The sequence below is a fragment of the Amycolatopsis sp. NPDC043887 genome, assembly GCF_056435665.1.
Genome location: NZ_JBWKEB010000005.1, coordinates 306,367 through 327,623, shown reverse-complemented (window position 1 = coordinate 327,623; position 21,257 = coordinate 306,367). Strand labels below are relative to the sequence as shown.

The window sequence follows — 21,257 nt, the reverse complement described above, 5'->3', positions numbered from 1 at the left end:
GGCGATGACAGCCCAGCCGCCCGACCCGGAACCCGAGAAAACACACCGCGAACCAGGAGGTGGTGTCGCACCGGGCGACACGCCGCCCGACTCGGCTCAGACGTCAGGGCTATCGCATCCGCAGCCGATGCCCTCCAAGGCGATGCCTGTCGCCTGGCTGATCCTCATCGGTGTTCTCGTCGTCCTGGCGAGCGGGTTCGTCGTCGCGCTGGCGCTGGGATGGCTCAAGCTGGGCTGACCACGGGCAGGCATTCGTCGAGCAGGCCGACGACGTCGAGCCACGCCCGTTCCGCATGCCGCGCGTGGTAGGCGACGCCGGGGAGCACGGTGTGGTCGACCGTGGGGTGATGGAAGGCGTGCTGGGCGCCGCCGTAGACCACGAGCCGCCAGTCGACGCCCGCCTCCTGCATTTCCGCGGTGAACGCCTCCCGCTGCGCGGGCGGCATGATCGGGTCTTCGGATCCGACCCCGGCCCAGACCGGGCAGCGGATACGCGTCGCGTCGCCCGGACGGCCCGTGGTCAGTGCGTTGACCGTCCCGATCACGCGCAGGTCGACACCGTCCCTGCCGAGTTCCAGCGCGATCGCGCCGCCGGTGCCGTAGCCGATGGCGGCGATCCTGTCCGGGTCGGCCCGCGGCTCCGACCGCAGCACGTCGAGGGCCGCGTGGCCGATCTCCCGCATCCGGTCCGGGTCGGCGAGCAGGGGCATCACGTACGCCAGCATCTCTTCGGGGTCCGAGAACCAGCGCCCGCCGTTGATGTCGAAGGCCAGCGCCACGTACCCCAACCCGGCGAGAGCGTCGGCCCGGCGTCGCTGGAAATCGTTCAGCCCCGGTCCTTCCGGCCCGATCAGGACCGCGGGACGGCGGTCGGCACCGGTAGGGAGCGCGAGGTGCCCGACCATCGTCAGTCCGTCGGCGGGGTACTCGACCGTGCGTGTGGTGACCGGCATGAACCGGACTCTAATGATCGCCGGACCCGGCCGGGCGGGTGTTCACGGACAGCGGAACCACGTCGTGCGGTCCGTCCACTGTGGATTCCTCGGCGCGAGAAGGGATCAGGCGGAACAGAGCCATCGCGCTGATCATGCTGACGCCGCAGATCGCGGCCAGGTACCAGGTGATGCCGGCGGTCGAGCCGGTGGCGTTGAGCACCGCGGTGGCGATCATCGGAGCGAGCCCGCCGCCGAGGATCGCACCGCCCTGCAGCAGCAGGGACATACCGGAGAACCGGACGTTGACCGGGAAGGTGTCCGCGATGATCGCGCCCTGCACGCAGTGGGTGATCGGGACGACCAGGCCCATACCCGCCAGCGCGAGCATCGCGAGAACGGTGTTCCCGGTGTTCAGCAACGGGAAGAACGCGAGGCACCACAGCAGGAGCGCGGCCGACCCGGCGACGAACATGGTGCGCCTGCCGTGGCGGTCGGCGATCCGGGTCCAGATCGGAATGGTGGCGAACCACAGCACGGCCGATCCGGTCACCGACAGGATCAGGAACTGCCGGTCGTAGTGGAGGTTCTGGGTTCCGTAGGACAGGGTGAAGACCATGAACACGTAGGCGACCGCCGAGTTCGCCACGCCGACCAGCAAGGTGAGCGCGAGCCTGCCGAAGCCGACCTTGAGTGCCGCGCCGAGCGGGAACCGGACCACCTTGTCGTCCTGAGCCGCCCGGGTGAACGACGGTGATTCGGTGATCCTCAGCCGGATCATCAGGCCGATCGCGACCAGTACGAAGCTCAGGAGGAACGGGATTCGCCAGCCCCACGCGGCGAACGCGCTCGCGGGCATCAGCGCACTGCTACCGAGGAACAGCAGATTCGCCAGCACCAGACCGGCGGGCGTGCCCATCTGCGGGAAGCCGGCATACCGGTTCCGTTGATCGGCGGGCGCGTGTTCCATCGACATCAGGGTCGCTCCCGCGCCTTCGCCGCCGAGCCCGATGCCCTGCACGATCCGCATCGCGACCAGCAGGATCGGCGCCCAGATGCCGATCGCCTCGTAGTTCGGGATCAACCCGATCAACGTGGAGCCGACGCCCATCAACATCAGCGACACCACCAGCGTGGACTTGCGGCCGATCCGGTCGCCGAAGTGGCCGAACACCAGACCGCCGAGCGGGCGGGCGATGAACCCGACGGCGAAGGTGCTGAACGCGGCGAGGGTGCCGACCGTGGGGCTCAGCGAGGGGAAGAACTGCTTGTTGAAGATCAGCGCGGACGCGGTGCCGTAGAGGAAGAAGTCGTACCACTCGAGGGTGGTCCCGGCGAGCGTGGCGGCGGCGATCTTGCGGGGCGCGGGTGCGTTCATCTGCGAAAACCCAATCGACTCGGGCGACAGCCGATCGCGGCTGCTGGCGATTGGGCAGAAGCCTGACACCGTGAGGCATAGGCCACAAATGCCGAATTGGCGGTCTGCCATGTCTAAATGGGCATAGCTTGAGTGGGTGGGGATGCGCCCGGTCCCGCAACACGCTCGCTGGACCGTCGTGAGTGGCGATTCGTGTTCTGACCCGAATCGCCACTCACGAGGCGTTCGGTGGGCTCGGTACCGGAGCGCCGATGCCGCCCGAAGTACATGAAGGCCCCCCTTCCTTGTGCCAGGCGCACGGAAGGGGGGCCTTCATGTACTTCGGCAAGGTGTGAAGGTCGAGTTTCCTCGGCTGAGTCGAGGGAAGGGGGCCTTCACGCGCGGCCGCCGTGCCTGCTGTGGTCGCTGGTGTACCTGGGACGAGAGCGGCGACCCTGACGGTAGTGAAGGCCTCCTTCACTACCGTCAGGGTAGGTAAGGAGGCCTTCACGGACCAGGCCCGGGGTGGCGTTCGCGTGGCTGAGTGGACGACTCCACGAGTTTGTACGTCCAAGCACGCGTGTCGTCCATCGCGAACCTCCAGAACCCAACGCTGCGGTATGCCCTATAGGGTATAGCTAGCGAGCAGATACGCATTTGTTCCGCATGGCGCGGCCCGTCAGAGTGAACGCCATGACGCAGTCAGTGCGGTGGATCCGCAACTTCGTGGACGGTGAGTTCGCCGCGCCGGACGGGCCGGGGTTCCCGGCGGTCGATCCGGCGACCGGCGCGGAGTTCGCCCGGGTGCACGAGGCCGACCGGGAGCTGGTGCACCGCGCGGTCACCGGTGCGCGCGCCGCGTTGCACAACGGCTGGGCGGACACTCCGGTGCGGGAGCGGACCGCGTTGCTGCGCCGGGCGGCCGACCGGATCGAGGCCCGGTTCGAGGAGTTCGTCGCGGCCGAGGTCGCGGACACCGGGAAGCCTGTCACCCAGGCCCGCGAACTGGACGTGGCCCGCGCGGTGGCGAACTTCCGCACGTTCGCCGACGTGATCGCGGCCGCCGGCCAGGAATCGTTCGTCACCGATCTGCCCGGTGGGGCGCAGGCGCTGAACTACGCGGTGCGCAAGCCGCTCGGTGTGGTCGCGGTGATCGTGCCGTGGAACCTGCCGCTGCTGTTGCTGACCTGGAAGGTCGCGCCCGCGCTCGGCTGCGGCAACGCGGTCGTGGTCAAGCCGAGCGACCAGACCCCTTCCACGGCGACCCTGTTGGCCGAAGTACTGGCCGAAGTCGGCTTGCCCGCGGGTGTCTACAACGTGGTGCACGGGTTCGGGGGCGACTCGGCGGGCCAGTTCCTGACCGAGCATCCCGGTATCGACGGGGTGACGTTCACCGGCTCGTCGGCCACGGGAACCCAGGTGATGCGCACGGTAGCGCCCCGGGTCCGGCCGGTCTCGTTCGAGCTTGGCGGGAAGAACGCCGCCATCGTGTTCGAGGACGCGGATCTCGACGAGACGCTCGCCGGGCTGACCCGGTCGGTGTTCGCGAACACCGGGCAGGTGTGCCTGTGCACCGAGCGGGTGTACGTGCAGCGTTCGGTGTTCGAGGACGTGGCGGCAGGGCTGGCGGAGCGGGCGCGCGAGCTGCGGCTCGGCGACCCTTCGGCGGAGGAGACCACCACCGGCCCGCTGATCTCGCCGGAGCACCGGCGCAAGGTGCTGGACTACCTCGCGCTGGCCGAGCAGTCCGGCGCCAAAACCCTGACCGGCGGCGGGATTCCCGAGCTAGGACCGGAACTCGACGGCGGCTCGTGGCTGGAGCCGACCCTGTGGACCGGCCTGACCAACAAGGACCGGCCGGTGCGGGAGGAGATCTTCGGCCCGGTGGCCGCGCTGATCCCCTTCGACACCGAGGCCGAGGCGATCACGTTGGCCAACGACACCGAATACGGGCTGGCTTCCTCGGTGTGGACACAGGACCTGCGCCGGGGGCACCGGGTCGCGCGGGCCATGCACGTCGGCATGTCCTGGGTGAACACCTGGTTCCTGCGCGACCTGCGCTCGCCGTTCGGCGGAATGGGGCTTTCCGGTATCGGCCGGGAGGGCGGCGCGTCTTCGCTGCACTTCTACACCGAGCCGACGAATGTGTGCGTGCGGCTGTGAGCGCGCCGATCGAGGCGGCCGCCGCCCGTCTCACGACCGCGGCGAGCACCGCGACCCCGTGCCCGCCGGTGCGGGAATTCCTGGGCATGCAAGACGTCGACACCGCCTATGCGGTGCAGCGCAGACTGCGTGACGAGCGGGTCGCGGCGGGTGCCAGGGTGGCCGGGGCGAAGATCGGGCTGACGGCGCCTTCGGTGCAGCGGCAGTTCGGCGTGTACCAGCCGGACTTCGGCGTGCTCTTCGACGACATGCTGTACGCGCACACCGAACCCGTTCCGTATCGGCGGTTCCTGCAACCCCGCGCCGAGGGCGAGATCGCGTTCGTGCTCGGCCGCGATCTGGACGTGCCGGGCGCCTCGGTCGTGGACGTGCTGCGGGCGACGGAGTTCGTGCTGCCCGCGATCGAGATCGTGGACTCCCGGATCAAGGCCTGGGATCTGTCCATCGTGGACACGGTGGCGGACAACGCGTCCAGTGGCGCGGTGGTGCTGGGATGCACCCCGGTCTCGTTGACCGGCCGGGATCTCGCCGCGATCGGGATGACGTTGGAGCTGGACGGTGAACCGGTGTCGTACGGCGCGGGCCACGCCTGCCTCGGCTCGCCGGTGGTCGCGGTCGCTTGGCTGGCTCGCGAGCTGGCCGCCCGCGAGCAGCCGTTGCGCGCGGGCGATGTCGTGATGTCCGGGGCGCTCGGCCCGATGGTGCCGGTCACGGGAGCGGGCCGGTTCCGGCTGCGGCTGGACGGGCTCGGCGAGGTCGACGCGGTGATCGAGGAGGAGACTCAGTGACAGCAACGGTTCCGGTCGCCGTCATCGGCTCCGGCAACATCGGCACCGATCTGATGATCAAGGTGCTGCGGTTGTCGAAGACGCTGCGGATGGCCGCGATGGCGGGTATCGACCCGGCCTCGGACGGGCTGGCCAGGGCCGCCAGGCTCAAGGTGGTCACCACCCACGGCGGTATCGACGGCCTCGCCGGGCTGCCGGAGTTCGCCGACGTACGGGTGATCTTCGACGCGACCTCGGCGGGTGCGCACCGGCGGCACGCCGAGGTGGCCGAGGCGCACGGCAAGCTGATGATCGACCTGACCCCGGCCGCGCTCGGCCCGTTCGTGGTGCCGCCGGTGAACCTCGACGAGCACCTCACCGCGCCGAACGTGAACATGGTGACTTGCGGCGGACAGGCCACGATCCCGATCGTGGCCGCGGTGTCCTCGGTCGCCCCGGTCGCGTACGCGGAGATCGTCGCGTCCATTTCGTCCCGCTCGGCAGGGCCGGGAACCAGGGCGAACATCGACGAGTTCACCGAGACCACCGCGGCCGCGATCCGCGAGGTCGGCGGTGCCGCGATGGGCAAGGCGATCATCGTGCTGAACCCGGCCGACCCGCCGATCGTCATGCGCGACACGGTGTACTGCCTGGTCGAGGGGGAGCCGGACCGGGAGAAGATCGCGGCGTCGGTCCGGCAGATGGCCGAGCAGGTGCGCGAGTACGTGCCCGGCTACGCCCTGAAACAGGAAGTGCAGTTCGACCAGGTGCACCGGCAATGGGTGCCCGAGCTCGGCCGGGAGATCTCCGGGTTCAAGGTCTCGGTGTTCCTCGAAGTGCTCGGCGCGGCCCACTATCTGCCGGACTACGCGGGGAATCTCGACATCATGACCTCGGCGGCGTTGCGCACGGCCGAGCGGATCGCCGAACTGAGGGGGTGGCTCGTATGAAGGTCTACCTCCAGGACGTGACCTTGCGCGACGGCATGCACGCGATGGGGCACGCGTACACAGTGGACCAAGTCCGGCGGATCGTGTCCGCCGTGGACAAGGCCGGGGTGGCGGCGATCGAGGTCGCGCACGGCGACGGGATCGGCGGGTCCAGCGCGACGTACGGATTCGGCGCGCACACCGACGCGGAATGGATCACCGCGGCCGCGGAAGTGATCGAGAACGCCACGCTGACCACGTTGCTGCTGCCCGGCATCGGCACCATCGGCCAGCTGCGCCGCGTCCGCGACCTCGGGGTGCGCAGCGTGCGGATCGCCACTCACTGCACCGAGGCCGACGTCGCCGCACAGCACATCGCCTGGGCCCGCGAGCAGGGCATGGACGTGTCCGGATTCCTGATGATGAGCCATCTTTCCACGCCGGCCACGCTCGCCGAACAGGCCAGGCTGATGGAGTCCTACGGCGCGCACTGTGTGTACGTCACCGATTCCGGTGGGCGGTTGACGTTGGGCGGGGTCGCCGAGCGGATCGACGCGTACCGGCAGGTGCTCGGCCCGGAGACGGAGATCGGCATCCACGCGCACGAGAACCTTTCCCTCTCGGTGGCGAACAGCGTGACCGCGGTCGAGCACGGCGCCTACCGGGTGGACGTCGCGCTGGCCGGGCAGGGCGCGGGGGCGGGCAACTGCCCGGCCGAGCCGTTCGTCGCGGTCGCCGACCTGCTCGGCTGGGAGCACGGCGCGGACCTGTTCGCGTTGCAGGACGCGGCGGACGATCTGGTCCGCCCGCTGCGGGAACGGCCGGTCCAGGTGGACCGCGAGACACTCACCCTCGGTTACGCCGGGGTGTACTCGAGCTTCCTGCTGCACGCCGAACGCGCGGCCGCGCGCTACGGACTGGACACCCGGCGGATTCTCACCGAGGTCGGCAGGCGGAAGCTGGTCGGCGGGCAGGAGGACATGATCGTGGACATCGCACTCGACCTGGTACGGAGCGGCACATGATGGCCACCGCGGAGATCTCGGCGCTCGCCGATCGGCTGGACACCGCGCGGACCACGTGCGCGGACACGCCGAGCCTCGCCGACGATCACGAGATCGGCATCGCCGACGCGTACGCGATCCAGGCCGAGCTGGTGGCCCGCCGAGAGGCGCGTGGCGAGCGGGTGCTCGGCGTCAAGCTGGGGCTGACCAGCAAGGCGAAGATGGCGCAGATGGGTGTGTCCGAGGTGATCGCCGGCAGGCTCACCGACGAGATGCGGGTCGCCGACGGCGGCGAGGTCTCGTTGGCGGGCTTCATCCATCCGAAGGTCGAGCCGGAGGTCGCGTATCGGCTGGCCCGAGACGTCGACTTCAACGACCCCTCGTTCGATGTGGAGTCCGCTGTGGACGCGATGGCGCCGGCGATCGAGATCATCGACTCCCGGTACCGGGACTTCCGGTTCACTTACACCGATGTGGTCGCGGACAACACTTCGGCTGCCGGGTTCGTGCTCGGACCGTGGCGCGCGTTCGGGGAGGCAGCGAACCGGGCGGTGCGGCTGCGGTCCGGGGACCGTGAGGTGATCGGCTCGACGGCGGCGATCCTCGGCGATCCGGTGCGCGCGCTGCACGCGCTGGTCGAGCTGTGCCGGAGACGGGACATCCCGTTGCGGGCCGGGCAGGTGGTGCTGGCCGGGGCGGCGACCGAAGCGGTGCCGTTCGCGCCCGGCGTCGCCGAGGCGGACATCGCCGGACTCGGCCGTGTTTCGATACGGGGGCTGGCATGAGCGGGCGGGTGATTTCGGGGCTGGCCAAGCCGAGGGGCCGGTTCCCGCATGTGAAGGTCGCGGGAGATCTGGTCTTCGTGTCCGGTACCAGCTCCCGGCGCCCGGACAACACGTTCGCCGGCGTCGAGGTGGACGAACTCGGCACCACGAACCTGGACATCCGGGCACAGACCCGCGCGGTGATCGAGAACATCCGCGGCATCCTGCACGACGTCGGCGCCGACCTCGCCGACATCACACAGATCACCACCTTCCTGGTTTCGATGAACGATTTCGGCGGCTACAACGAGATCTACGGCGAATACTTCGACGAAACGGGCCCTGCCCGCACGACGGTCGCGGTGCATCAGCTGCCGCATCCGCATCTGCTGATCGAAATCCAGGCAATCGCTCATCTACCGAAGAACACGGAGGTCCCGCGATGACCGACATTCCCGAGGTCGTCAATTTCCAGGCCTGGATCGCCGAGCACGAGCATCTGCTCAAGCCGCCGGTGAACAACCGGACCATGGCGCTCGGCAACGATTTCATCGTGCAGATCGTCGGTGGGCCGAACCAGCGCACCGACTTCCACGTCGACCCCTATGAGGAATGGTTCTACCAGCTCAAGGGCAACATGCACGTGAACATCATGACCGGCGAAGGCCAGAAGACCATCCGCATCTCCGAGGGCGACACGTGGCTGCTGCCGGGCGATATCCCGCACTCGCCGCAGCGCCCGGAGGCCGACTCGATCGGCCTGGTCATCGAACGCGTCCGTGAGGAGGGCACGCTGGAGAAGTTCCAGTGGTACTGCCTCGAATGCGCCGCGCTGGTGCACGAGGTGGAACTTCAGGTGCGCGACATCGTCGAGGATCTGCCACCGGTCTTCACCGCCTTCTACGGTGACGAGCAGGCCCGCACCTGCGGCGGCTGCGGAGCCCTTCACCCCGGGAAGGGCTGAGATGACCGGCCTGATCGACATCCATACGCATTACGTGCCGAACGGCTGGCCGGATCTGCGCGCGGACGCCGGACCGGACGCGCCGTGGCTGCGCGCGGAGACCGAGTCCGAGGCGATGATCATGATGGGGGACAAGGAGTTCCGTCGGATCGCCGCGGACTGCTGGAACGCGGAGACCCGGCTGCTGGACATGGACGCCGACGGCGTGCGCACCCAGGTGGTCTCCCCGACGCCCGCGTTCTTCAACTACGGCCGGACTGGTGAGCAGGCGGGCCGGATCGCCCGGATCTTCAACGATCTGGCGCTGGAGATCGTCGCACCGGCGCCGGACCGGCTGATCCCGTTCTGCCAGGTTCCGTTGCAGGATCCCGACGCCGCGTGCCGCGAATTGGAACGCTGCCTGGCGGCGGGGCATCGCGGGGTGGAGATCGGCAACCACGTCGGCGATCAGGATCTGGACAGCGCCGGGGTGGAGACCTTCCTGCAGCACTGCGCGTCGCTCGGGGTTCCGGTGTTCGTGCACCCGTGGGACATGACCGATTCGCCCCGGCTGGATCGGTGGATGGCCCGGTGGCTGACCGCGATGCCCGCCGAAACGCACCTGTCGATCCTGGCGCTGGTGCTCGGCGGGGTCTTCGACCGGATCGACGCGAGCTTGCAGATCTGTTTCGCCCACGGCGGCGGGTCGTTCGCGTTCTGGCTCGGCCGGATGGAGAACGCCTGGCATCGGCGGAACGACGTGATCGGCACTTCGGAGTTCCCGCCGTCGCACTACCTCGATCGGTTCCACGTCGACTCGGTGGTCTTCGACGAGCGGGCGCTGCGGCTGCTCGTGGACACGCTCGGCGCCGAGCGGGTGATGGTCGGCAGCGACTACCCGTACCCGCTCGGCGAACGTCCGGTCGGCGAGGTGGTGCGCAAGAGCGGCTTCTTGAGCGAGACCGAGCGTCAGCTGATCACCAGCGGGAACGCCGAACGCTTCCTGTCCCTGTCGTGATCGGACAGTCCTAATGCGACATGGCGGTGGCGACGTCGGTCAGGCTGCGGATCAGCGCGTCCACCGACGGGCTGAGCGTGCGCTGGGCGGGCAGGGTGAGTCCGACGCTGTGCCCGATGGGTTCCAGCGCCAGTGCGACCCTGGTGATCCTCGGATCGTCCTTGGTGATCAGGCTGGGCAGGGCGGCGATCACGTCGGTCTCCAGCAGCAGCTGCCGCACGGTGAGGAACGAGGTGGTCTCCACCCGGTTCGCGGGCAGCGGGAAGCCGTTGCGGGTGAACAGCTGCTCCAGCTCGCGGCGCAGCGCGGTCTCCGCTCCGGGGAGGATCCACGGGTACTCGGCGAGGTCGGCCAGCTCGACGCCGGTCGCGCCGGCCAGCGGATGCGCGGTGCGGACGACCAGATCCACCGATTCGTCGTACAGCTTGCGCCGCTCGATCCGCTCGTCCGAAGGCGCTGTCAGCCTGCCGATGATCAGGTCGACCCGGCCGGCCTCCAGCTCGACCAGCAGGGCTTCGGGAGAACCTTCCCGGACCACGATGGTCAGGTACGGCCGCTCGGTCTTGATCGCCGCGATCGCGCGCGGCAGCAGCATGTTCGATCCCGCGAGATGGGTGCCGACCACCACCGTGCCGCGTTCGGCGTCGGCCAGCTCGGCGACGTGCCGCCCGGCCTGCTCGAGCTGGGCGAGCACCGCGCGGGCATGCCCGGTGAACGCCTCGCCGAACACGGTCGGGGTGATACCGCGCGGCCGCGTTCGAACAACCGCACGTCGAGGATCTCTTCGAGTTCGTGCAGACTTCGGGTCGCCACCGGCTGCGTCACGTGCAACTCGGCGGCGGCCCCGACCACGGTGCCCTGCCTGGCCAGCGCGTCGAGCAGGACGAGGTGGCGGAACTTCAGTCGGCCGTCCAGCAGGCGAGGCAAGATCACCAGCCGATCCTACCCGCGAGGTGCGTATGACCACGATTGTCCGAACAGGACCGATTCGCTATGCCACAGCGGCGCGGTTCGCGCTGCCGGTCGCCGTTTCGGAGCAGACGCCGTCCAGCGGTGAGCTCAGTCCGCAACCGCCGTCCCGGCTGGACCGCGTGATGGGCCCGCCGCGCGATCGCCTGCCTCAGGGCGAGGACTGTCTCAACCTGATGATCAGCACCCCCGGCGTGGATGACGGACGCAGGCCGGTGCTGGTGTGGCTGCACGGTGGGGGATTCTCCAGCGGTGGCGGGTTGCTGGACTGGTACGACGGCGGCGCGCTGGCGGCCGAAGGTGACCTGGTGGTGGTCGGCGTCAACTACCGGCTCGGCGCGCTCGGCTACCTGTACCTGGACGGCGTCAGCCCCGGCAACCTCGGGCTGGCCGACCAGCTGGAGGCGCTGCGCTGGGTGCGGACCAACATCGCGGCCTACGGCGGGGACCCGGACAACGTGACGGTCGCCGGGCAGTCCGCGGGCGGCATCTCCATCCGGCTGCTGATGGATCTGCCCGAGGCACGCGGCCTGTTCCGGCGGGCGATCCTGCAGAGCGCGCCGCTCGGCCTCGGCGCCCGCCGGCCCGAGCAGGCGGAGAAACTCGGCCAGGTGTTCGCCGACGCGCTCGGCACCGACCCGCGCACCGCCGGGATCTCGGAAATCCTTGCCGCGCAGAAGGAAACCGCGCTGACCAACCTGCGGCTCACCGGCGACCCGATGGAGCCCGCGTTCATTCCGGTGGACACGCTGGACAAGACGTCCTTCGCGGACAACGTGCGCGACCTCGGCGTGCTGTACGGCTGGAACGCCGACGACATGACCGCGTTCCCCGGCGCCGCCGGCACCGACGAGATCTACGTCGAACCACTGGCCGCTTTCGGCGACCGTCTGCGCTCAGCCGGAGCGGACGTCTTCTCGTATCGCCTGGACTGGCGCCCCGAGGGATCCGAGTTCGGCGCCACCCACTGCCTGGAACTGCCGCTGCTGCTCGGTACCCGGCGGGCCTGGGAGGACAGCCCGATGCTCGGCGAGGTCCCGTGGTCCGAGGTCGACGCCTTCGGCGCTGCCCTCCGTGCCGTCTGGGCGACCTTCGCCCGCACCGGCGCCCTCGACCCCACGCCGGTGGCGGGCCACCCCATCCGGTTCGGCGCGCAACTCGCGTGATCGAAGCCGTAACTCGCGTGATCGAAGGCGTAACTCACGCATCGTGAGGCCCTCACATGCCTGGTGAAAAGGGCCTGACAGTAGAGGTGGGAGCGCGCCCGGTCAAGACGTTGTGCTGACCGGCCGCGCGGTCCTATCGTGTCGATCGAAGCGCTTCGACAGTCCGGATCACCGCGGATTCCGAGGGAGGCCACGATGGCCGGCGAGCATCACCGACTTCTCTGGAGGGAACCTCTGATGTCGAAGCGAGTACTGGCCGCCGCGATGGTCGCCATGCTGGCCATCGCGGGCTGCGGGTCCGGATCGGGCAGCGGCGACCCGAAGACCCTGAAGTTGTGGCACTACGAGCCGCCGGACAGCGCGATGGGCGTGGCCTGGGCCGAGGCGATCAAGCAGTTCGAAGCGAGCCATCCCGGCGTCAAGGTCGCCTTCGAGGAGAAGGGCTTCGAACAGATCCAGAAGACGGCACCGATGGTGCTCAATTCGGGCGACGCGCCGGACGTCCTGGAATACAACAAGGGGAACGCCACCGCGGGACTGCTGTCCAAACAGGGACTGCTGACCGACATCAGCGAAGAGGTCGCCAAACGCGGCTGGGACAAGCAGCTCACCCCGGCGCTCCAGACCACCGCCCGTTACGACGAGAACGGCGTGATGGGATCCGGCAACTGGTACGGCGTCCCGAACTACGCCGAGTACGTGAAGATCTTCTACAACAAGGACATGTTCGCGCAGCAGGGCCTCGAAGAGCCGAGAACCATCGAGCAGCTGACCACGGCCATGGCCAAGTTCACCGGTGCCGGGATCACCCCGCTGGCCGTCGGCGGCTCGGAGTACCCGGCGCACCAGGTCCTGTACCAGCTCGCCCTCACCAAAGCCGATCGCGGCTGGGTGGACCGCTACCAGCGCTACACCGGCAAGGTCGACTTCCACGACGCCGCGTGGACCTACGGCGCGACGACCTTCGCCGACTGGGTGAAGAAGGGCTACATCAGCAAGGATTCCGCCGGGGTCGATGCCGAAGGCATGGGCATTTCGTTCATGCAGGGCAAGTACCCGATCATGATCAGCGGCAGCTGGTGGTACGGCAGGCTGGTGCAGAGCATCAAGGACTTCCAGTGGGGTTCGGTCCCGTGGCCGGGGATGACCTCGGGTTCCGCGGGCAACATGTGGGTCATCCCCAAGGGTGCGAAGAACCGCGACCTCGCGCTCGACTTCATCGCGATCACGATGTCCCAGCCCATCCAGGACAAGCTGCGTGAGGCAGGCGGTGTACCGGTGGTGAACGGCCCCACGCCACCGGCCGAGCCGCGCCTGAAGGATCTGGTCGAGGACTTCACCGCTCTGTCCACACAGGACAAGCTGGCGTTCTATCCCGACTGGCCCGCTCCCGGGTACTACGACGTCCATGTCTCGGCGACGCAGAAGCTCATCACCTCGAGCGCTCAGCCGTCGCAGGTACTCGACGAGCTCGCCAAGCCCTACGAAGAGAATCTGGCGAACGTCGGCAAATGACCAGGGGACGGGGAAACTACCTGCTCTTCCTGATCCCCGGCGCGCTGCTGCTGATCGCGGTGATCCTGGTGCCGTTCGCGATGAACATCGGCATCAGCTTCACCCAGTGGTCCGGTGCAGGCGATCCGAAGTGGACAGGGCTGGAGAACTATCGGCGGTTGTTCGAGGACGACGTCTTCTGGGCGTCGTTCCGCCACAACCTCGGGCTCGTGGTGGCGATGGCCCTCGTGCCGACCGTGGCAGGGCTGGTGATCGCGGCCGCGTTGTTCGATTTCGTGGCCAAGCGGTTCGGGACGCGAGCGGCCAGCGTGCTGCGGGCCTGCGTCTACCTGCCGCAGGTGCTGCCGATCGCGGTCGCCGGCATCGTGTGGAGCTGGATACTGGCCCCCGAGGGCGCGGTGAACGAACTCCTCTCCGCCGTCGGGCTCGGCTCGCTCGCCCAGAACTGGCTGGGCGATCCGGACGTCGCGCTGTGGAGCGTGATGGGCGTGATGGTGTGGATCCAGGTCGGCTATCCGGTGGTGATCTTCATGGCCGGGATGCAGCGTGCCGATCCCTCACTGCACGAGGCGGCGGAACTGGACGGCGCGTCGTGGTGGGGCCGGTTCTGGCATGTGACCGTGCCGCAGTTGCGGCCCGAGGTCTTCGTGGTCCTGCTGACCTGCACCATCGCCGCGCTGAAGGTGTTCGGGCCGATCTACGTGCTGACCAGGGGAGGCCCCGGAGGGTCCACCAACGTGCCGTCGTACTACTCGTTCCAGAACTTCTTCGAGAAGACGCAGGTCGGCTACGGCGCGGCGATCGCGACCGTGCTCACCGTGCTGATCCTCGTGCTCACCACGGTGTTCCTCCGGATCCAGAGGCGGGGTGAGCACGCGTGAAACGGCACGTGACGCTCTGGTCGTTGATCGTTCTCGCGGTCGTGATGCTGGCGCCGTTCCTGGTCGTGGCGCTGAACGCGCTGAAGTCTCCGGCCGAATACGCGGCCGACGGCCCGCTGTCCTTTCCGGACGGCGTGTACCTGCAGGGGCTGATCGACTTCTGGGTCCGGGTCGGGTTCGGGCAGAAACTGCTCAACAGCGTCGTGATCAGCGGGTCGGTCGCGGTGCTCGCGGTGGTGATCTCGGTGCTGAACGCCTACGCGCTGGGCATCGGCCGGGTCCGCGGCCGGACGTGGATCCTGGTCGCCTTCCTCATCGCGAACACGCTGCCGCAGGAAGCACTGGCGTACCCGCTGTACTTCCTCGCCAACGAGACCGGTCTCTACGACACGCAGCTCGGCGTGATCATCATCTTCACGATCATCCAGGCCGCGTTCGGCACCTATCTGCTGTCCTCGACGTTCGTCGGATTCCCGCACGAACTGCTCGAGGCCGCCTATCTCGACGGCGCGAACAAATGGCAGACCCTGGTGCGGATCGTGGTGCCGATCAGCAGGCCGACGCTGGGTGTGCTGTTCGTGTTCTTCTTCATCTGGACGTGGAACGAGTTCTTCCTGCCGCTGATCCTGCTGATCTCCAACGACACCCAGACCGTCCCGGTCGCACTGGGTGTGCTGCAGGGCCAGCGGATGATGGACGCGACCATGACCAGTGCCTCGGCGTTGCTCGGGGTCATCCCGGCGATCGCCTTCTTCCTGATCTTCCAGCGGACGTTGACACGTGGCATCACGGCAGGGGCGGTCAAATGAAGTTCAGCAACGGCTATTGGCTGCTGCGCGACGGGGTACAGGCGGCGCATCCGGTGGAGGTGTACGACCTCACCGCGGGGGACGGCCGGATCGTGGTGCACGCGCCGACCCATCGCATCCGCCACCGCGGGGACCTGTTGAAGGGACCGGTGGCGACGGTCGGGTTCTCCTCGCCGATGCCGGACGTGATCGGGGTGAGCGTCACGCATTTCGAGGGCGGGCTGCCGCGAGAGCCCCGCTTCGAGCTGTCGGCCGTCGACGACGAGGCGAAAGTCTCCGAGGACGGGCACACGCTCACCGCGGGCGCGTTGTCGGTCCGGCTCCACCGCGGCGAAGGATGGAAGGTCGATTTCGTCGCGGACGACAAGGTACTCACCACCAGCGGGGCCAAGGGCATGGGCTTCATGAGCCTCGACGGCGAGCACCATGTCCGCGACCAGCTGGACCTCTCGGTAGGAGCCCAGGTCTACGGGCTCGGCGAGCGATTCGGGCCACTGGTGCGCAACGGGCAGGTCGTCGACATCTGGAACGCCGACGCCGGCACGAGCAGCGAACAGGCCTACAAGAACGTCCCGTTCTACCTGACCAACGCCGGCTATGGCGTGTTCGTCGATCATCCGGGGCGCGTGTCCTTCGAGGTCGCCTCGGAAGCGGTGTCGCGGGTGCAGTTCAGCGTCGTGGGCCAGTCGCTGGAGTACTTCGTCATCTACGGCCCGAGCCCGAAGGAGATCCTGCGCAAGTACACGGCGCTGACCGGCAGACCGGCGCTCCCGCCCGCGTGGTCCTTCGGGCTGTGGCTGTCGACGTCGTTCACCACGTCCTACGACGAGGAGACCGTCTCGGGATTCGTCGACGGCATGATCGAACGCGACCTGCCGCTGAGCGTGTTCCATTTCGACTGCTTCTGGATGCGCGAGTTCAACTGGTGTGACTTCGAATGGGATCCGCGGACGTTCCCGGACCCCGTCGGCATGCTGGAGCGACTGAAAGCGCGTGACCTGCGCATTTCCGTGTGGATCAACCCATATGTGGCGCAACGGTCACCGTTGTTCGCCGAGGGCGTCGCGGGCGGGTACCTGCTGCGGAAATCGAACGGCGACGTGTGGCAGTGGGATCTCTGGCAGCCGGGGATGGCGCTGGTCGATTTCACCAACCCCGCCGCGCGTGAGTGGTACGCGTCCAAACTGGACGCTCTGCTCGAACAAGGCGTGGACTGTTTCAAGACCGACTTCGGCGAGCGGGTGCCGACGGACGTCGTCTACTTCGACGGATCCGATCCCGAGCGGATGCACAACTACTACACCTATCTCTACAACCAGACGGTCTTCGACGTGCTCCGCAAACGGCGCGGGGAGGGCGAAGCCGTGGTGTTCGCGCGTTCGGCGACCGCGGGGTCTCAGCAGTTCCCGGTGCATTGGGGCGGCGACTGCGAGTCGACGTACGAGTCGATGGCAGAGAGCCTGCGTGGCGGCCTTTCCCTCGGTCTGTCCGGTTTCGGGTACTGGAGCCACGACATCGGCGGCTTCGAAGGCACCCCGGATCCGGCACTGTTCAAACGCTGGATCGCGTTCGGGATGTTGTCCTCGCACAGCAGGTTGCACGGCAGTTCGTCCTACCGGGTGCCGTGGCTGTTCGATGAGGAGGCCGTTGACGTCCTGCGGGTGTTCTCCAAGCTCAAGGCGCGGCTGATGCCGTACCTGTGGCAAGCGGCGGCACAGGCGGCGGCCGAGGGTACGCCGATGATGCGGGCGATGGCGCTGGAGTTCCCGGCCGATCCGGCGTGCGCCCATCTGGAGCGGCAGTACATGCTCGGCGACTCGCTCCTGGTGGCACCGGTGTTTTCGGACGAGGGCGAAGTGACCTACTACGTCCCGGGCGGTGTGTGGACCGACTTCTTCACCGGCGACGAGATCCAGGGGCCGCGGTGGGTGACGACCGTCTGCGACATGCTCACCGTCCCGCTGCTCGTTCGTCCCAACACCGTTCTGCCGCTGGGTGCCGTAGACGACCGGCCGGACTACGACTACGCCGACGGCGTCACGCTGCGGCCGTACCGGCTGGAGGACGGCGCCGGGATCACCACCACCGTCGGCGGCTCGACGTTCCGCACGCGCCGGGAGGGCGACAGCGTCCACGTCGACGTCGACGCCGCGCCCGATGGCTGGCAGGTGGCCTTTCCCGGGGGTGACGAGACGATCGTGGCGACAGGAAGCACGCTGACGATTCGCGGCGCTGGGGCACCGAACTGAGTGTCGCGAAGCGGAGCCAAGGGCTCCGTGGATTCCGGGCGGAGTTGGTCCCAGGCCCTGTCCGTGAAGGCCTCCTTGCCTACCTTGAGGGTAGGGAAGGAGGCCTTCACGGACTCCATAATCGCCACGTTCGCCCCAGGTGCACCAGCAGTCGCAACGGGGCGCCGAGGAAACTCGACCTTCACACCGTGCCCGAGTACATGAAGGCCCCCTTCCTCTTGCGCCTAGGTACAGGAAGGGGGCCTTCATGTATTCAGGCGGGCAAGAACACTGGTACCGAGCCGGTCGGGCCTAGGAAGGCGCGGGGCCGGTGCTGCCCCGTTCGGTCAGGCGAGGTGACAGCAGCCGGACCTCGGCCTGGCCTCCGTCGTCGAGACGGCGCATCGCCATTTCGACGGCGAGGCTGCCGAGTTCGGCGGCCGGGATGGCGATCGACGTCAGCTGTACCGACTGCGCCTCGGCCATGTCCTCCGGGCAGACGGCCAGTACCGAGATGTCCTGGGGCACCTGCTTGCCGCGACGGTTCAGTTCGGACAGCAACGGGCCGAGGATGGCCTCGTTGTGCACGACCAGCCCGGTGACGCCGGGGTGCTTGGCGAACACGTCGTCGAGGCAGGCACGCAGCGCGTCGTAGGAAGGCGCGCACGGGAACGAACCGGCGCGCACCTTGCGTTTCGTGGCCGTCTGGCGGAAGCCGCGCAGGAAGCGTTCCGCGTAGCTCGTGCCGCGTTTGTAGACCGCGGGGGATGGGCCGATCAGCGCGACCTCGCGATGGCCGAGGTCGGCCAGATGCGTGACGCTCGCGGCGCCGGCGGCGGTGAAGTCGAGATCGACGCAGGTCAGGTCGCCGGGGTCGGCGGGAACTCCGATCAGCACCACCGGCCGGTGCAAGGATCTCAGCACCGGAAGACGCGGCTCGGAGGTTTCGACGTCCATCACGATCAGCGCGTCCGCGATGGCGGACGCCGCGATCCGGCGCAGGCCGTCCGGGCCTTCGTTCTTGGTCAGCAGGAGCACGTCGTGGTCGTAGGTGCGTGCCTCGGTGACGGTGGCCGCGACGAACTGCATGACCACCGGGACGTTCAGGTCCGTCCGCAGCGGGACGACGAGCGCGAGCACGTTGGTGCGGCTGCTGGCCAGCGCGCGGGCGCCCGCGTTCGGGTGGTAACCGAGTTCGCTGATGCTGTGCTGGACGCGGCGGCGGGTGTCCTCCGAGATCGAACGCCGTCCGGACAGCACGTAGGACACGGTGCTCGGGGAGACCCCGGCCGCCCGGGCGACGTCTGCGATGGTGACCATCAGCCGATGATAGTGCGCGTCGAATCGATTCGACGGATTCAGGATCGAGAGGGTCGCGCACCGCCCTTGCTCAGTTCGATCAACCGCGGCAACGCGTCAGTGGGCAGCAAGACACCCCGGTAGGCCATGAGTTTGGTGAACTGGCGCATCGGCATCGAAGCGACCATGCGCATCCAGTCCGCGCTGCTCTCAGCCCGATTGCTCTGGCCGGCGAGCAACTCGCCAAGCTCCGGACCCACGATCGGGTGACCGAACCACTCCTCGACCGTAGAGTCGATCGACAGGACCGGGATGATGACGTCGCCGGCCAGCGTGACGAGCGCTTCGGCGACGATATGCGCGGCGCTCCGGCCGATCTGGACGGTGTAGTCGCCCGGCGAGACCACCCAGCGGCTCAGTTCGACGTCGTACCAGGCGAAAGCGCGGCGATCGAGGGTGAGCTCGACGCGGCGGGTCTCGCCCGGTTCGAGCGAGATCTTGGCGAACGCGCGGAGCTCCCGCGCCGGGGTGCGAACGGGAGCGGCGTTGGTGGCGACGTAGACCTGGACGACGTGTTTACCGGCGCGGGTTCCGGTGTTGGTAACGGTCACCGCGACGGTGGCGGAGTCGTCGCCCGTCGCCGTGACCGTCAGGCCGGCGGTCTCGAAGGTGGTGTAGGACAGGCCGTGGCCGAAGGGGTACCGGACCGCGACCTCGGCGGTCTCGTAGTAGCGATAGCCGACCATGACTCCCTCGCCGTACCGGACGTGGCCCGACTCGCCGGGGAAGTTGAGATAGCTGGGGTTGTCCTGCAAACGCAACGGAATGCTCTCGGCGAGATGACCTGACGGGTTGGTGACGCCGTAGAGGAGGTCGGCGAGCGCGCTGCCGCCTGCCTGGCCGAGCAGCCAGCCGTCGAGAATGGAGTCGACGTCGTCGTGCCAACCCTCCAGTGACACCACGCCGCCGTGGGAGAGGACGACCACGGTGCGCGTGCTCGCTGCCGCGACCGCCTTGATGAGCTCGACCTGTGCCGCGGGAAGGCCGATGGTGTCCCGGTCGAACCCCTCGGATTCGTCCCTTTCGCTCAGACCCGCGAAGACCACCGCGACGTCGGCCTCACGGGCGACCTCGACGGCGTTGTCAGCCAGGCCGCTCGCGTAGGTCACGGATTCTCCGAGCTCCCGGATCGCGTCGAGCGCGGTATCGACCCGGGTGGGATTGACGTGGGAGCTGCCGCCGCCTTGGAAGCGGGGGTTCGCGGCGAACTCGCCGATGACCGCCACCGCGGATCGCGTGGTCAGGGGCAACGTGTCCCGGTCGTTCTTCAGCAGGACAGCGCAGCCGGCGGCGACTTCTTTCGCCACCCGGTGCTGCGCGTCGGGGTCCACGTCGCCACTCGGCGGCAACGACCTGCCGGCGAGGGCGAGAACGCGGCGGACACTCCGGTCGACGACGGCTTCGTCCAGCTCCCCGCGCCGGACCGCCGCCACGATCTCGGCGTCGCCGCTGCCGCCGGTGCCCGGCATCTCGAGGTCGAGCCCCGCCGCGAGTGCGGCGACCCGGTCGTTCACCGCACCCCAGTCCGAGACGACCAGACCGTCGAAACCCCATTCGTCGCGCAGGACGTCGGTGAGCAGACGGCGGTTCTGGGAGGCGTAGACGCCGTTGACCCGGTTGTACGAGCACATCACCGTCGCCGGGTGCGCTTCGGTCACGACGCGTTCGAACGCCGGGAAGTAGATCTCGCGCAGGGTCCGTTCGTCGACCTCCACGCTGACCCGCATCCGGTCGGTCTCCTGGTTGTTGGCCGCGAAATGCTTCACCGAGGCTCCCGCGCCTTCGGCCTGCATGGCCCGCACGTAGGCGACGGCGAGCGCCCCGCTCAGCAACGGGTCCTCCGAGTAGTACTCGAAATTGCGGCCGCACAACGGGGACCGCTTGATGTTCACACCGGGGCCGAGCACCACCGAGACCCCTGCCACGCGGGCTTCCCTGCCGATGGCCGCGCCGACCCGCGCGGCGACCTCGGGATCCCAGCTGGAACCCACCGCGACCGACGGCGGGAAACAGGTGGCGGACACGCTGTCGTGCACGCCGAGATTGTCGGCCTCGTCGTCCTGCCGTCGCAGGCCGTGCGGGCCGTCGGAGAGCAGGATGGACGGGATCCCCGCGACCTCGATCGCCTCGGTGTGCCAGAAGTCGCGGCCGGACAGCAGCGACGCCTTCTGCTCGAGCGAGAGGCCGGTGGGTTCGATCGAGGTCAACGGGATTCCTTCCGGCCGGCAACTGTCCACTGTGTTCGAGAGTGCCAGACGGACACACCGCTGGCACGACGCGGCCGAGAGCATTGTCTCGTCGTGTCCTGTCCGCTAACATCGCCGTAACGCGACTGTCGAATCGTTTCGACAGTCGGATCTCCTGCTCGATCGCCACCCGATCACGACCGCTCGAAACTCGCCGAATATCGCCGCCCGTTTCGTCGAAGCGCTTCGATTACTCGCGATGGAGAC

Annotated in this window: 19 protein-coding genes and 1 pseudogene; 14 read left to right on the top strand and 6 right to left on the bottom strand. The window is 68.3% G+C overall.

What is annotated here, in order from left to right:
* Positions 1–4: 4 nt before the first annotated feature.
* Positions 5–238: a DUF6480 family protein gene (locus AC069H_RS16075; RefSeq protein ID WP_478228194.1), complete on the top strand. Its 234-nt coding sequence runs from the start codon at positions 5–7 to the stop codon at positions 236–238.
* Here the strand turns inward: AC069H_RS16075 and AC069H_RS16070 are convergent.
* Together AC069H_RS16070 and AC069H_RS16065 are read right to left on the bottom strand one after the other, a co-directional pair.
* The gene (locus AC069H_RS16070) at positions 225–953 is read right to left on the bottom strand and encodes a dienelactone hydrolase family protein (protein ID WP_478232791.1); all 729 of its coding nucleotides are present in this window, start codon (positions 951–953) and stop codon (positions 225–227) included. The two genes, AC069H_RS16075 and AC069H_RS16070, sit on opposite strands and share 14 nt — an antisense overlap.
* A gap of 10 nt (positions 954–963) precedes the next feature.
* On the bottom strand, positions 964–2,310 hold the full coding sequence (locus AC069H_RS16065; protein ID WP_478232790.1) for an MFS transporter: 1,347 nt from the start codon (positions 2,308–2,310) through the stop codon (positions 964–966).
* 672 nt (positions 2,311–2,982) lie between these two features.
* Here AC069H_RS16065 and AC069H_RS16060 point away from each other — a divergent pair.
* The 8 genes from AC069H_RS16060 to AC069H_RS16025 are packed head-to-tail and all read left to right on the top strand — an operon-like array spanning position 2,983 to position 9,877.
* Positions 2,983–4,452: a 2-hydroxymuconic semialdehyde dehydrogenase gene (locus AC069H_RS16060; RefSeq protein WP_478232789.1), complete on the top strand. Its 1,470-nt coding sequence runs from the start codon at positions 2,983–2,985 to the stop codon at positions 4,450–4,452.
* Positions 4,449–5,240, top strand: coding sequence for a 2-keto-4-pentenoate hydratase (locus AC069H_RS16055; protein WP_478232788.1), 792 nt, complete (start codon positions 4,449–4,451; stop codon positions 5,238–5,240). The genes AC069H_RS16060 and AC069H_RS16055 overlap by 4 nt, the downstream gene beginning before the upstream one ends.
* The gene (locus AC069H_RS16050) at positions 5,237–6,169 is read left to right on the top strand and encodes an acetaldehyde dehydrogenase (acetylating) (RefSeq protein ID WP_478232787.1); all 933 of its coding nucleotides are present in this window, start codon (positions 5,237–5,239) and stop codon (positions 6,167–6,169) included. The genes AC069H_RS16055 and AC069H_RS16050 overlap by 4 nt, the downstream gene beginning before the upstream one ends.
* Positions 6,166–7,173: a 4-hydroxy-2-oxovalerate aldolase gene (gene dmpG, locus AC069H_RS16045; protein WP_478232786.1), complete on the top strand. Its 1,008-nt coding sequence runs from the start codon at positions 6,166–6,168 to the stop codon at positions 7,171–7,173. Before AC069H_RS16050 ends, dmpG begins: the two co-directional genes overlap by 4 nt.
* Positions 7,170–7,937: a 2-keto-4-pentenoate hydratase gene (locus AC069H_RS16040; RefSeq protein ID WP_478232785.1), complete on the top strand. Its 768-nt coding sequence runs from the start codon at positions 7,170–7,172 to the stop codon at positions 7,935–7,937. The genes dmpG and AC069H_RS16040 overlap by 4 nt, the downstream gene beginning before the upstream one ends.
* Positions 7,934–8,362 carry a RidA family protein gene (locus tag AC069H_RS16035; protein WP_478228202.1) on the top strand — a complete coding sequence of 143 codons (429 nt, stop codon included), beginning with the start codon at positions 7,934–7,936 and terminating at the stop codon, positions 8,360–8,362. Before AC069H_RS16040 ends, AC069H_RS16035 begins: the two co-directional genes overlap by 4 nt.
* Entirely contained in the window at positions 8,359–8,880 is a 522-nt protein-coding gene (locus AC069H_RS16030; protein ID WP_478232784.1) for a 3-hydroxyanthranilate 3,4-dioxygenase, read from the top strand. The genes AC069H_RS16035 and AC069H_RS16030 overlap by 4 nt, the downstream gene beginning before the upstream one ends.
* Position 8,881: 1 nt before the next feature.
* The gene (locus AC069H_RS16025; protein WP_478232783.1) at positions 8,882–9,877 is read left to right on the top strand and encodes an amidohydrolase family protein; all 996 of its coding nucleotides are present in this window, start codon (positions 8,882–8,884) and stop codon (positions 9,875–9,877) included.
* A gap of 10 nt (positions 9,878–9,887) precedes the next feature.
* Here AC069H_RS16025 and AC069H_RS16020 read toward each other — a convergent pair whose 3' ends face one another.
* Positions 9,888–10,607, bottom strand: coding sequence for a LysR substrate-binding domain-containing protein (locus tag AC069H_RS16020; RefSeq protein WP_478232782.1), 720 nt, complete (start codon positions 10,605–10,607; stop codon positions 9,888–9,890).
* A 65-nt stretch (positions 10,608–10,672) separates the two neighbouring features.
* Positions 10,673–10,729 (bottom strand): annotated as a pseudogene (locus AC069H_RS16015) (hypothetical protein); the annotation flags it as partial.
* Between the two features lie 107 nt (positions 10,730–10,836).
* Here AC069H_RS16015 and AC069H_RS16010 point away from each other — a divergent pair.
* The 5 genes from AC069H_RS16010 (at position 10,837) to yicI (ending at position 17,466) form a co-directional block, all read left to right on the top strand.
* Complete coding sequence (locus tag AC069H_RS16010; RefSeq protein ID WP_478232781.1) at positions 10,837–12,012, top strand: carboxylesterase family protein; 1,176 nt, start codon at positions 10,837–10,839, stop codon at positions 12,010–12,012.
* A 237-nt stretch (positions 12,013–12,249) separates the two neighbouring features.
* Entirely contained in the window at positions 12,250–13,527 is a 1,278-nt protein-coding gene (locus AC069H_RS16005) for an ABC transporter substrate-binding protein (protein ID WP_478232780.1), read from the top strand.
* Positions 13,524–14,408, top strand: coding sequence for a carbohydrate ABC transporter permease (locus AC069H_RS16000; protein WP_478232779.1), 885 nt, complete (start codon positions 13,524–13,526; stop codon positions 14,406–14,408). Before AC069H_RS16005 ends, AC069H_RS16000 begins: the two co-directional genes overlap by 4 nt.
* On the top strand, positions 14,405–15,217 hold the full coding sequence (locus tag AC069H_RS15995; protein ID WP_199749239.1) for a carbohydrate ABC transporter permease: 813 nt from the start codon (positions 14,405–14,407) through the stop codon (positions 15,215–15,217). The genes AC069H_RS16000 and AC069H_RS15995 overlap by 4 nt, the downstream gene beginning before the upstream one ends.
* Positions 15,214–17,466 (top strand): alpha-xylosidase, encoded by a 2,253-nt coding sequence (yicI, locus tag AC069H_RS15990; RefSeq protein WP_478232778.1) that lies wholly within the window; start codon positions 15,214–15,216, stop codon positions 17,464–17,466. Before AC069H_RS15995 ends, yicI begins: the two co-directional genes overlap by 4 nt.
* Positions 17,467–17,757: 291 nt before the next feature.
* Here yicI and AC069H_RS15985 read toward each other — a convergent pair whose 3' ends face one another.
* Entirely contained in the window at positions 17,758–18,765 is a 1,008-nt protein-coding gene (locus AC069H_RS15985; RefSeq protein WP_478232777.1) for a LacI family DNA-binding transcriptional regulator, read from the bottom strand.
* Between the two features lie 38 nt (positions 18,766–18,803).
* Positions 18,804–21,011: a glycoside hydrolase family 3 C-terminal domain-containing protein gene (locus tag AC069H_RS15980; protein ID WP_478232776.1), complete on the bottom strand. Its 2,208-nt coding sequence runs from the start codon at positions 21,009–21,011 to the stop codon at positions 18,804–18,806.
* Between the last annotated feature and the right edge of the window lie 246 nt (positions 21,012–21,257).